The following is a 12,654-nucleotide window of genomic DNA, read 5'->3' on the forward strand; positions in this document are numbered from 1 at the left end:
GACCCGAACCGCTTGACCGAGCGACCGACCACCGAGAGAGGTGACCGTGACCGACGATCGCCAGCACAGCTCCCGCAACGCCGCCAAGAACCCCTCCTTTGCACGCCACGGGCGTCTGAAGCGCCACAGCCTGTTGCGTTCGATCGGAAAGGTCGTCGCGTCCGTCGCGGCGGTCGCGCTCGTCTCCGGATCGGCCGTGGCAGCCTACGCCGCGTGGGATCTCGCGAGCACCGCCCAACCCACCGTGACCCTCGGCAACGAGGACGTGCTCGAGGGCGTGCCAGACGTCGGAGCGATGGAAGGCGGCATCAACCTCCTGGTGGTCGGCAGCGACAGCCGTCAGGGGCAGGGCGAGGCGTTCGGCGACCCGACTGAAGAGACGGCCGTGCTGAACGACGTCACGATGCTGCTGCACATCTCCGAAGACCACACGAACGCATCGGTCGTGAGCTTCCCCCGCGACATGCTCGTCGACATCCCCGCGTGCACCGACCCTGAAGACCCGAACGGCGATCCGCTGTACGAGCAGTCCGGCGTCAAGATCAACACGGTGCTCTCGTACGGCGGCCTCGGCTGCGTCGTGAAGACCGTCGAGAGCCTCGTCGGCGTGACCATCCCGTTCGCCGGCATCGTGCAGTTCATGGGCGTCGCAGGGCTGTCCGAGGCGGTCGGCGGCGTCGAGGTCTGCGTCGCGGATCCTATCGAAGACGAGTACACCGGCACGTTCCTCGATGCCGGCATGCACACGCTCTCCGGCGTCGCAGCGCTGCAGTTCCTCCGCACGCGTCACGGCGTCGGCGACGGCAGCGACCTGGCCCGCATCTCGAACCAGCAGGTGTTCCTCTCGTCGCTCGCGCGCACGCTGCAGTCCAACGGCACCCTCACCGATCCCGCGAAGCTCTACGGCATCGCCAAGGCCGCCCTCGCGAACATGCAGCTGTCCGACAGCCTCATGGACCCGACGCGCATGATCTCGATCGCCAAGGCCCTCAAGGACACCGATCTGGCCAAGATCGCCTTCATCCAGTACCCGACCGCGTACGTCGAGGGCGGGGGCGCCGTCGCGCCGACCGATTCCGCCGAGTACGTCAACACCGCGCTGCAGAACGACATGCCGGTGACGTTCGACGCGGCCGCTCAGGAGTCGGCCTTCGCGTCGGCGGGCGATCCCAGTGCGATCCCAGCCGATCCCGCAGACACGACGGAGCCCGCTCCCGACGATGCCGCCACCGAAGAGGTGCCCGCCGACGACACCGCGGTCGAAGCACCGGCGGATCCGGCCGTTCCCGCTTCGACCGAAGCGCTGCCGAGCGACGTCTCGGGTCAGACCGCTGCCGAGACGCGCTGCTCGTCGGGCCGCACGCTCGACGACCAGTAGGCCTTCGACGCTCCTCGCCGCAGGCGGACGCGCGTGATTCCGTGAGCGGTCAGGGCCGCGGGCGCCGCCGAATCGTGTTTCGCGGCGTCCGCGGGTTATGATGGCAGTCGCGTTCGCGAAAGCGTCCGCGAGGAGACGTCGCATAGTCCGGCCGAGTGCACCACCCTGCTAAGGTGGAGTCCCCGTAAGGGGACCAGGGGTTCAAATCCCCTCGTCTCCGCACCTGAACGAAACCCCTCCTCGTGAGGGGTTTCGTCGACTCAGGGATAGCCCGGGTGGCAGCTTGCAGCCGGGGCCCCTAGGCTCTTGGGGTTACACAATCCGTTGGGAGCCCTGCCACCATGCAGAAGAAGATCATCACCACCACCGCGCTGCTCTTCGCCGGCGCACTGCTGTTCACCGGTTGCGCCACGAGCACGACCGACGGCGCATCCGGCGACGACAACTGCGAGGTCGTCCGGGTCGCCGTGCGCGACATCTCGAACGGCGCGCAGAACGCCATCGCGACCGCGGCCGACCAGTCGCTGACCGAGACGCTCGAGGGCTACTCGAAGCGCCTCGACGAGCTCGCCGCCGACAACGCCGACAACGCCGACCTCACGAAGGCGATCGAGGGCGTGCAGGAGAAGGTCGTCGCCGCCGAGGACTACGCCGCCACGCTGCCGGCTGAGGCCACCGAGGACTTCACCCCCGACGCCGACGCGCAGGCGACGGCATCCGGCGACATCCAGGCCGCAGCCGTCACCGTCACCGAGGTCTGCAAGTAGGACCCCGCACCACCGCACGACGCGAGCGCGCGGCATCCGATCGACGGATGTCGCGCGCTTCGCGCATTCCGGGGCGGCCGGCTCAGCCGAGCGGGAGGGGCTTGCGCGTGACCGGTGCCAGCCATCGCACCACGAGCACTGCCGTGATCGCGCCAGCGGCCATGATCGCCGCGAGCACGACGATCTGGAACCGCCCCGCCTCGAGCGGCGAGACCCCGCCGAAGATGGCGCCGACGAACGCGCCGGGCAAGGTGACGAGCCCGGTCGTCTTCGTCTGGTCGGTCGCGGGGATGAGCGCGTTCGAGATCGCGTTGCGCACGATGTCGACGGTCGACTGGCGGGGTGTCGCGCCGAGCGACATCCACGCCTCGACCTCGTCCCACCGATCGATCGTGCCCTCGGTGAAGCGTCGCCCCGCGAGCGTCGCGATGGTCATCGCGTTGCCGATCACGATGCCGCCCATCGCGAGCACGTAGCGGGCCGAGAACTCGATCGCTCCCGTCGCGAAGACGATGGTCAGCGTCACGACGATGCCGATCGCCATGCCGCCCGCGACCATCGTCGCGTGCGCGGCCGACCACCCGATGCGCCGGGTCGCGGTTGCGGCGGCCACTCCGAACATGACCACGAGGGCGGCGCCGACCCAGAGCGGATCGGAGATCACGCCCGTGAGCACCACGCTGATCACCGCGAGCTGAGCTGTACCGCGCAGGATCGCGAGCGCGGGCGCCCACCGGTGCGGCACGTGCGCGACGGCGAGCACGAGCGTCGTGAGCGCGATGAGCGCCAGCACGCCGACCAGCGTCGGAAGGAGCTCGCCCGGCCACGTCATGGGCCGAGCCTAGTGACGACGCACGACGCCCAGTTGAGCGCCGCCGTGGGTCGTCCGCCTTTTGGAGTCGAAGCGCCGACCCGCGGCTACTCCTCCGCGGTCGCCTCGTCGCCTGTCGACATCTCTGCTGGGTCTGCGGTATCCGGCGTCGACACCGGTGGAGGAGCCACCGGCGGACGTTCACCGCTCGTCGTGCCCCATGGTCGCGCGTCAGGTTCCGCGGTGGGGAGCGACCCGGTCGCGGCCCTGTCGGAGGCGATGGGTGCCTCAGGGGGAACGAGGGTCGCCGGCGGCGTCGAGGTCGTGGCAGGGCGCGGATCTCCGATGGGTGTCCCGGTGTTCGGGGCCGCCGGTGCAGCCCGAGACACCTTGGGTGTCGCGGTGGATGTCTTGCTGACGGTCACGTACCCGGCTGCGGTCCCCGTCACCCGGACCGTGATCGCCTTGCCGGCCAGTCCGTCGGTCAGCATGATCGTGGCAGCGGTCGCTCCGGCGATGGCGGTGCCGTCCGCGTACCACTGGTAGGTGAACGAGGTTCCATGGGTCCACCCTCCGGGTTTCGCGGTCAGGAGCGAGCCGGTCGCCGCTGTGCCGGTGATCGTGGGCGTGCCGGCCGTCGTGGCCTTCAGCCCGGGCGCCGAGGACCTGGCTGTGGTCGGGTATCCGCTGAGCGCGCCGGTGACGCGGACGGTGACCTGTCGGCCGGTCTGCGTACGCCTGAGCTTGAGCGTGGCGGCAGTCGCACCGGGGATCGCGGTGCCGGATGCGTACCACTGGTACGCGAGCGTCGCGCCCGCGGTCCAGGTTCCTGGATCCGCCGTGAGCGTCGAGCCGACCGAGGCCGTGCCGGCGATCGTGGGGACCGGGGCGAGGAACACCTTCGATGTGGCAGCAGAGGTCTTGGTGATGGTCTCGTACCCGGCTGCGGTCCCCGTCACCCGGACCGTGATCGCCTTGCCGGCAACCTCGTCGGTCAGGCTGATCGTGGCAGCAGTCGCCCCCGCGATGGCGGTGCCGTCCGCGTCCCACTGATAGGTGAACGAGGTTCCGGAGGTCCACCCTCCGGGTTTCGCCGTCAGGATCGAGCCGGTCGCGGCGGTTCCCGAGATCGTGGGCGTCCCGACCGTCGGCGTTCCGGGGGCGACCATTGCGGTCGCGGCCGATTCGCTGGTGCCGGGTCCGTACCCCGATGCCGTGACCGACACCCTCACCGAGACGCGGGTGCCGAGTTGCGCCGCGCCGAGGGTGAACGCAGCCTGCGTGGCGCCGTCGATCGGGACACCGTCGGCGAGCCATGCATAGGCGAACGCGGCGCCGGGCGTGCTCGAGGCCGCGTGCGCCGTCATCGTCTTCCCGACCGCCGCGATCCCGCTGATGCTCGGCGCCGAGAGCTGCGCAGGCTCGATGAGCGCGACCGGTGTCGTCTCATCGGTCGTCCGGGTCGTCATCTCGTACCCGGGCTTCGAGGCCGTGACCTCGGCGCTGAGGCGCTTGCCGAGGTGCTCGTCCGTGAGCTCGAGGGTCGGCTCGGTCTCTCCCGCGAGGGGAGCGCCGTCGGCCAGCCATCGATAGGCGAAGGCGACGGCAGCATCGGTGGAGGACGCCGTGACCGTGAGCGTGGAGCCGACGTTCGCACGGCCCGAGACGGTGGGAGCCGAGAGCGCCACGCCTCGGGTGAGGACTGCGTTCAAGCCCGACACGGACTGGTCCTCGAGCAACTCGATCGGGTCTGAATCGCCGGAGAGGGTCTGGTCGTTCCAGAACTCCTTGGTGTAGCCCGAGAGCGGCGGGGGGACGAACTCCAGGACGTAGGAACCCGCGAGCAGTCCGACCAGCGAATAATCGCCTCGCGCATCGGCATAGGCGTAGCGGTATTGCCGGTACCACCCGTCCGTGCCGAGTCGGTACGCGGTCACCAAAGTGTTCAGCAGGGGCTTGCCGTCGACCCCGGTCACTGTCCCCTTGAGTGCTGCCCCGGTCGCAAGCTTGGCATCGAGGCCGGATACGACACCGCCGATGGAGACCTCGACGGGTTTCGCGGAGGCGCGGTCGGTCGCGCCGTCCCACCACTCCGCGCGGGCGCCCATCGTCTCGGGCGGCAGGAAGCGCAGGACGTAGCGGCCGGGATCCAGACCACGAACGGTGTACGTGCCGTCGGACGAGGTCCGGCCTTCGCCGACGATCGTCTGGGAGTTGTTCCCAGCGTCGAACGCGAAGACCCGCACATCCTCGAGCGGCGCTCCGTTCCGGTTGCTCACGATTCCGGAGAGCGTGCCTCCCAACTCGAGCTCGACATCCGCATTCACGTGGTCACGCTCGCCGAGTGGGATGGTGCGCGCCGTCGCCGAGCTGCGCTGACCGCTCCACCACTGCGAGATGAACGGAAACGGCGGTTCGATGCGGATCGTGTAGGTACCCGGATCCAGCGGAGCGAAGGAGTACGCGCCGTTCGCATCGGACCGGAGGACCTTCAGGGCGTTCGACAAGTCGGCGGTCGAGAAGACCTCGACCCGGGCGCCTGCCACACCGGTTCCGTCAGGTGCCCGCACGACCCCTGAGATCGTCGACCGCAGGGCCGGGTCGAGATCGATGTTGCGCACGGCCTGGCCTTGCGCGACATCGATCGGCCTGGCTGCGGCCTCGTCCGGCGCGTCCTGCCACCACTCGCCGAAGTACCGATCGGATTCCGGCGTGAACGACACCTTGTAGGTGCCGCTCGGCAGCCCGATGAACTCGTACGCTCCGCTCGACGACGACCAGGCGTACGCCTTCACCCGGTACCCCGCAGGCGTCAATTCATAGGCCCGTACCGATTGATAGCTGAACGGCTTGCCGAGCTCGTCTTTCACCGAACCCGAGATCTTCGCGCCGATCGGGAGGCGGAGATCGATGCCCCGCACCGCTTCGCCCGTCGCGACGGTGAAGTGGTGCGCATCGGGTTCGTGGCCGACGCCACCCCACCATGCCGCGACGTAGAGCGACGAATCGGGGACGATCGCCCGGATGGTGTACCTGCCCCCAAGCAGCTGCCCGAAACTGTACGTTCCGTTACGCGCGACCAAGGATCGCCCGCGATAGCGATGCGATCCGTCGTCCATGAGCTCGTACAGGTAGACGTCGAACTTCGAGACGTCCTCGGTGCCTTCTCCGCTGATCGTGCCGCTGACGGTCGCGGCAGGCCGCAACTGGAAATCCATTCCGGTGAGCGCCTGCCCCGCACTCACTTCGAACTTCTCGGCCGTCGTGAGATCGGATCGGCCGCCCCACCATTCGGATGCGACCGCGGCGTACTGGGAGAACTTCAGGGTGTAGATGCCCGGGTCGACGGTGGACAGGGTGTACACCCCGGTTGCGTCGGTCATGGCGAACCGCGAGCTCGACCCGCCCAATTCAGCGGGGAGTTCCTCGACGAGCTCGACGGTGGCGCCGGGCAGCGGTTCACCGCTGGGGCCCCTGACCGTGCCGGTGATGCTCGCGTACGGTGACACCTCTGCGGAGGCAGGTTGCACGGTCGAGAACGCGAGCATCGCCCCGATGACGAGGGCGAGCGCAGCTCGAGCGAAGGAGTGCGCGCGTGCGCAGCGTGAGGCGGCAATGCCGGTCAATCGGGTCTCCACGGGTTCGGGTCAAGCAGGAACCCGCGGTCGCAGCGGACGGCACTGAACGAGGGTGGAAAGATTCCACCACAGGGAAGGGAAGTTGCGGAAGTACCGGCGCCTAGTCCTCGACCTCTTCGGCCTCGGCGGCCGCGTTCTCGGCCTCGCGGCGCTCGGCGTCGTAGCGTGCGGCCGCGGCATCCTGTGCCGCCCAGTCCTCGCCGTTGCGGGGGTCGCGGTCGGAGTCGAGCGGTTCTTCGAGCGGGTCGACGAAATCGGTCACGGGTGTGCTCCTCTCATGATGCGGCTTTGCGGGCCTTGGCCTTGTCGGCCTTGGCCTTGTCGGTCTTCGGCTTCTTCGGGGCGGACCCGCCCTTCGGCGACTTGGCGCCGGATGTCTCGGACTCGCCGCCCGCGGCATCCGCCCCTCCGCGCTTGGTGGCGATCGAGCGGCGCAGCGCCTCCATGAGGTCGATGACCTCGCCGCCCGTCTCTTCGGGCTGCTCGCCGAACGTGGCCGCGGTGTCGAGGGCGTCGCCCTGCTCGAGCTTGGCGGCGATGAGCGTGCGGAGCTCCTGCTGGTACTCGTCGACGTACTCGTCGGGCTTGAATTCGGCGACCAGGCTCTCGACGAGCTGCTTCGAGAGCTCGAGCTCCTTCGCGGTGACCTTGACGGCCTCGTCGAGCGCCGGGAACGCGGCCTGTCGCACCTCGTCGCTCCAGAGCAGGGTCTGCACCATGAGCACCTTGCCGTGCACGCGCAGGGCCGCGAGCCGGGTCTTCTGACGTAGGGCCATGCGCACGATCGCCGTGCGGTCGGTCGACTCGAGGGTCTCGCGCAGCAACACGTAGGCCTTCGACGACGCCGAGTCGGGCTCGAGGTAGTAGCTGCGGTCGAACATGATCGGGTCGATCTGGTCGGTCGGCACGAACTCGACGACCTCGATCTCGCGACTGCGCTCGGCGGGCAGCGACTTGAGGTCCTGGTCGGTGATCACGACCGTGCGCTCACCGTCGTCGTAGGCCTTGTCGATGTTCTTGTACTCGACGACCTGCCCGTCGATCTCGCAGATGCGCTGGTACCGGATGCGTCCGCCATCGGCGTCGTGCACCTGGTGGAGGGACACGTCGTGGTCCTCGGTGGCGCTGTAGAGCTTGACGGGCACATTGACCAGGCCGAATGTGACCGCCCCTTTCCAGACGGCTCGCATGCCTTCCAGTGAACACCTCTTCCCGCCGAGGTGGAACCCCCGATGGCAGGATGGGGGCATGGCCGAGGGGGAGCGCCAACTCGTCGAGGTCGACGGCCGGAGGCTCCGGCTGACGAACCTCGACAAGGTCATGTATCCCGAGACGGGCATGACGAAGGGCGAGGTCATCGCCTACTACGCCGAGATTGCGCCCGTCATGGTGCCGCTCGTCGCCGGTCGCCCGGTCACGAGGCTCAGGTGGGTGCACGGCGTCGGGACGGCGGATGCCCCCGAGAAGCCGTTCTTCGAGAAGACCCTCGACGAGCACGCGCCCGAGTGGCTTCGGCGCGGGGTGATCCGCCACTCGGACGGCGACAAGCCGTATCCGATCGCCGGCGACCGGGCATCGCTCGTGTGGCTCGCCCAGCAGGCCTCGCTCGAGGTGCACGTGCCGCAGTGGCGGTTCGCGCCCGACGGGCAGCCGGCGAACCCGGATCGCATCGTGTTCGACCTCGACCCGGGCGAGGGGGTCGGCCTGGCCGAGTGCGCCGAGGTCGCCCGCCTCGTGCGCGCGCTCGTCGCCGGCATGGGGCTCGAGGCGACGCCGGTCACGAGCGGGAGCAAGGGCATCCACCTGTACGCACCGCTCGACGGACGGCAGACCTCCGAGCAGGTGTCCGAGGTCGCGCGCGAGCTCGCGCGTGCGCTCGAGGCCGACCACCCCGGCCTCATCGTGTCGAGCATGAGCAAGATCGTGCGCTCTGGCCGTGTGCTCATCGACTGGAGCCAGAACAACGGCAGGAAGACGACCATCGCGCCGTACTCGCTGCGCGGCCGGCCACGCCCGACGGTCGCGGCGCCGCGCACGTGGGAGGAGCTCGACGACCCCGGCCTGCGACACCTCGAGGCGCACGAGGTGCTCGAGCGCGTGGCATCCGGGATCGATCCGACTGCGGCACTCGCGGACTCGGGCGCGGCGGGCGCCACGGCCGGAAGCGGCCCGCTGGCGACGTACCTCTCGATGCGCACGAGCGGGTCCACGCCCGAGCCCATGCCCGCCTCGGCGTGGGGCGCGTCCGGGGGCGGGGCGGTCGTCGGGGCGACGCGGTTCGTGATCGGCGAGCATCACGCGCGCCGGCTGCACTTCGACCTGCGGCTCGAGCGCGACGGGGTGCTGAAGAGCTGGGCGGTGCCGAAGGGCGTACCCGACGACACGGGCGTGAACCACCTCGCCGTGCAGACCGAGGACCACCCCATGGAGTACCTCGACTTCGAGGGCACGATTCCCGCAGGCCAGTACGGCGCAGGCAGCATGACCGTCTGGGACACCGGGACCTACACGGCCGAGAAGTGGCGCGACGCCGAGGTCATCTTCACGCTCACCGGGCGCCCGGGCGGCCCGCTCGGCACGGTGCGCCTGGCACTCATCCGCACGTCGGGCGAGGGCGAGAAGTCGCAGTGGCTGCTGCACCGCATGAAGGACCAGCGGTCGGCGACGGATGCCGCGCCCGTGCCTTCGACGTCGGAAGGCGGTGGCGGGGGGTTCGCGGCCGCCGACGGGCCGCCCGCGGCATCCGCGATCCCGACCGGCGGGCACGTCGAGGCGTCAGCGGGCGTCGTCGAGCCGATCACCGTGCGGCCGATGCTCGCGTCGCCCGGCACCCTCGGGCTCGTCTCGACGGGGGAGTGGGCGCTCGAGTACAAGTGGGACGGCATCCGCGTGCTCGCGCGCACCGACGGCGGCGGGCTGCGCATGGTCAGCCGGAACGGCAACGACGTGACCGCGCGCTATCCCGAGCTGGCGGGACTGCCGTCGGCACTCCGCGGCGACGCCCTGGTCGACGGGGAGCTCGTCGCCCTCGACGACGACGGCCGACCGAGCTTCGAGCTGCTGCAGTCGCGCATGAACCTCACCCGGGCCCGCGAGGTGCAGCGGCTCGCGACCACCGCCCCGGTTCGGCTGCTGCTGTTCGACGTGCTCGAGATCGCGGGCGACGACGTGACGGAAGCCCCGTACCACGAGCGTCGGCGACGGCTCGAGCGCCTCGTGCGGCCGGGTTCGGGCGTGCCCGTCGAGGTTCCGGCGCTCGCCGCGGGCTCGGCGGCCGACGCGCTCGCCGAAGCGCGCCGGCTCGGGCTCGAGGGGCTCGTGGCCAAGCATCCGGACTCCGCGTACGACCCCGGATCGCGCTCCGAGCAGTGGCTGAAGCTCAAGCTCACGCGCACGCAGGAGGTCGTGATCGGCGGCTACCGTCGGGGCGTCGGCAGCCGCACGGGCCGCATCCGCTCGCTGCTCGTCGGCATACCGGGGTCGAGCGGCGTCGAGCACGGCCTCGAGTACGCCGGTCGGGTCGGCAGCGGCCTGCGCGAGCTGGAGTCCGAGCGGCTGCTGTCGCGGCTCGACGAGGCCGTGCGCGCCACGTCGCCGTTCGTCGCCGTGCCCGAGGCGGATGCCGCCGACGCCGTCTGGGTCGAGCCGCTGCTCGTCGGGGAGATCGAGCTCGCCGAGTGGACGAGCACCGGGGTCGCCCGGCATCCGCGCTGGCGGGGCCTCCGGGCCGACAAGTCACCCGGCGAGGTGGTGCGAGAGGTCTGACCGGCTCAGCCCTCGCCGAGCAGGTCGAGCAGCGCTCGCTCGCGCGATCCGCGCAGCGAGATCGTCCGGTCGAGCTCGTACGCCGCGATGACGCGCGGGTCGACGTAGCTGCCCTTCGCGATGGCCGGCGTGTTGCCGAGCACGCGGCTCGTCTGCTCGATCGCGTCGCGCACGGCGACGTCGCGGGCGCGTCTCGTGCTCGCCGGACCGAGCTCGGCGAGCCGTTCGGCAGCGGTCACGGTGCCGCGCAGGGTGCGGAAGTCCTTCGCGGTGAAGTCCCCACCCGTCCGGGACCGGATGTGCTCGTTCACGTCGGAGGGCCCGACGGCCCGGAATCGTCGGCCGTCCATCCACGCGTACAGGCGCCCGGCCGACGAGCGTTCTCGCGCACGTTCGACGAACCCGGCCAGGGCGGCATCCGCGAAGCGGAGGTCCTGACGGATTCCGCCCTTCGCCCGGAACCGCAGCCGCACGGTGTCGTCGTCGACCGTGGCGTTGCGTACGAGCAGCGTGGTGAGGCCGCGGCTGCGGAAACCCGCGAGCGACTCCTCGCTGCCGACGCGGATCGCCCCGAGCTCGAGCGTGCGGAACGCCGCCGCGAGCACCCGTTCGCGCGGCAGGTCGGGCAGTGCCAGGTCTCGCTCGGTCGCGCCTCGCGCATCGGGCAGCCGACGCGCGAGGTCGAGCATGCGGTCGAACTTCTCGAGGTCCTGCCGCTCGCGCCAGGCGGGGTGGTAGACGTACTGGCGACGGCCTGCGGCATCGACGCCGACCGCGAGGATGTGCGCGTTCGCGGCATCCGCGATCCAGACCTGTTCCCACGCGGGCGGGACGGCGAGGTCCACGATTCGCGTGCGCTCGGCGCGGCCAGGAGCCGTGCCGTCGGAGTGCACGAACCCGAAGCCGCGACCGCGTCGCACCCGCGTGTATCCGGGTGCGGTGTACGGCTCGACGTGCCTGAGGCGTGGCATCGGTGCAGTTCGTCGGGTGCCGTCGTCGCTCGCTCAGTGGTCGCGCAGCGTCTCGTAGAGCTCGGGATCCTTCAGCGATGCGTTCCTGCGTCGTGGCACGGTCGTGTTCCCTTCTCGAAAGCCGATGGCGGGGCGGGCGGGGTCACAGTCCCCGCCCGCCGGTCACGGGAAGCACCGCGCCCGAGACGTACGACGCCTCGTCGGATGCCAGGTAGACGTACGCGCCCGCGAGTTCGGCCGGCTGGCCCGCCCGCCCGAGCGGGGTGTCGTGCCCGAACTCCGGCACGTGATCCGGCCAGCCCGTCGCGGGGATCAGCGGCGTCCAGATCGGTCCGGGTGCGACCGCATTGACGCGGATGCCGCGGGGCCCGAGCTCCTCGGCGAGGGCCTTCGTGAACGCGACGAGGGCGGCCTTCGTCATGGCGTAGTCGACGAGCGACGACGACGGGTCGAACGCCTGGATCGACGAGGTCGAGATGATCGACGAGCCGGCCTGCATATGCGGGACGGCGGCCCGAGCGAGGAAGACGGGCGCGAACAGGTTCACTCGCATCACGCGTTCGAAGTCGTCGGTCGGGATCTGCTCGATGCTGCCGCGGTCGCGCTGGTGCGCGGCGTTCAGCACCAGCAGGTCGAGACCGCCGAACGCGGCCTCCGTGTCGTGCACGAGGTCGTTGCAGTGCGCCTCGCTGCTCAGGTCGCCCGGCAGCAGCAGCGGGTCGCGGCCCGCGTCGGCGATCCAGGCGGCCGTCTCGTCGGCATCGGCCTGCTCGCTCGGCAGGTACGAGATCGCGACCTGCGCGCCCTCGCGGGCGAACGCGATCGCGACCGCGCGACCGATGCCCGAGTCGCCGCCCGTGATGAGCGCTCGCCTGCCCCGCAGCCGCCCGCCCCCGCGATAGCTCTGCTCGCCGTGGTCGGGCAGCGGCGCCATGCGCTCGGTGAGGCCCGGTGGCTGCTGTTCCTGCTTCGGGAACGGATCGGTGGTGTGCTTCGTGGTCGGGTCGATGAGCGAGTGGTTCAACATGCGTTCCTCCTCCCGTCCGCGGACGCCTCCACGCTATGCAGCGCGGGCATCCGCCGCCGGGGGTTGACATCGGCGGATGTCGCGGCGCACCTCCATCGCGGAGCGGCCTCTCCGACGTCCGGCGGCGCCCGCGGACGCGCGACTAGCAGGCCCGTCGTGAGGCGGTCAACCCCCAGCGCGGATCTCCGGGGCGCCATAACGTGGAGGACACGGAGCGCATCCGCCCCGAGGTTCCGCCGATCGCAGATCTGCGGAGGCCGAACGTCCGTCGCCCCGACCAGGGTCGCGCGGATCCTG

The 12,654-nt window shown here is 70.5% G+C and carries 9 protein-coding genes and 1 tRNA gene; 4 read left to right on the forward strand and 6 right to left on the reverse strand.

Annotated elements, in window-relative coordinates; all coding sequences use genetic code 11:
- The first annotated feature begins 46 nt into the window (after positions 1–46).
- The 3 genes from BM342_RS02480 (at position 47) to BM342_RS19745 (ending at position 2,145) form a co-directional block, all read left to right on the forward strand.
- The gene (locus BM342_RS02480; RefSeq protein WP_255368470.1) at positions 47–1,378 is read left to right on the forward strand and encodes an LCP family protein; all 1,332 of its coding nucleotides are present in this window, start codon (positions 47–49) and stop codon (positions 1,376–1,378) included.
- Between the two features lie 131 nt (positions 1,379–1,509).
- Positions 1,510–1,598 (forward strand) — tRNA-Ser (locus BM342_RS02485).
- A gap of 121 nt (positions 1,599–1,719) precedes the next feature.
- Complete coding sequence (locus tag BM342_RS19745; RefSeq protein ID WP_092963940.1) at positions 1,720–2,145, forward strand: hypothetical protein; 426 nt, start codon at positions 1,720–1,722, stop codon at positions 2,143–2,145.
- An 82-nt stretch (positions 2,146–2,227) separates the two neighbouring features.
- On the opposite strand, the gene BM342_RS02495 is transcribed toward BM342_RS19745, so the two are convergent.
- From BM342_RS02495 to BM342_RS02505, 4 genes are all read right to left on the reverse strand, one after another.
- Positions 2,228–2,977, reverse strand: coding sequence for an ABC transporter permease (locus BM342_RS02495; protein WP_092963941.1), 750 nt, complete (start codon positions 2,975–2,977; stop codon positions 2,228–2,230).
- A gap of 86 nt (positions 2,978–3,063) precedes the next feature.
- A complete protein-coding gene (locus BM342_RS02500; protein ID WP_143109733.1) occupies positions 3,064–6,582 on the reverse strand; it encodes a carboxypeptidase regulatory-like domain-containing protein in 3,519 nt (1,172 codons plus the stop codon).
- 112 nt (positions 6,583–6,694) lie between these two features.
- On the reverse strand, positions 6,695–6,856 hold the full coding sequence (locus BM342_RS19750) for a hypothetical protein (RefSeq protein WP_177232024.1): 162 nt from the start codon (positions 6,854–6,856) through the stop codon (positions 6,695–6,697).
- Between the two features lie 13 nt (positions 6,857–6,869).
- Positions 6,870–7,784: a non-homologous end joining protein Ku gene (locus tag BM342_RS02505; protein ID WP_092963943.1), complete on the reverse strand. Its 915-nt coding sequence runs from the start codon at positions 7,782–7,784 to the stop codon at positions 6,870–6,872.
- Between the two features lie 58 nt (positions 7,785–7,842).
- Here BM342_RS02505 and BM342_RS02510 point away from each other — a divergent pair, with 58 nt between their 5' ends.
- Positions 7,843–10,359: an ATP-dependent DNA ligase gene (locus BM342_RS02510; RefSeq protein WP_092963944.1), complete on the forward strand. Its 2,517-nt coding sequence runs from the start codon at positions 7,843–7,845 to the stop codon at positions 10,357–10,359.
- Between the two features lie 5 nt (positions 10,360–10,364).
- Here the strand turns inward: BM342_RS02510 and BM342_RS02515 are convergent, their stop codons facing one another.
- Together BM342_RS02515 and BM342_RS02520 are read right to left on the reverse strand one after the other, a co-directional pair.
- The gene (locus BM342_RS02515; RefSeq protein WP_092963945.1) at positions 10,365–11,330 is read right to left on the reverse strand and encodes a DNA topoisomerase IB; all 966 of its coding nucleotides are present in this window, start codon (positions 11,328–11,330) and stop codon (positions 10,365–10,367) included.
- A gap of 142 nt (positions 11,331–11,472) precedes the next feature.
- Positions 11,473–12,357, reverse strand: coding sequence for an SDR family oxidoreductase (locus tag BM342_RS02520; RefSeq protein ID WP_092963946.1), 885 nt, complete (start codon positions 12,355–12,357; stop codon positions 11,473–11,475).
- Between the last annotated feature and the right edge of the window lie 297 nt (positions 12,358–12,654).

This window comes from Agromyces sp. CF514 (genome assembly GCF_900113185.1).
Taxonomy (GTDB): Bacteria; Actinomycetota; Actinomycetes; order Actinomycetales; family Microbacteriaceae; genus Agromyces.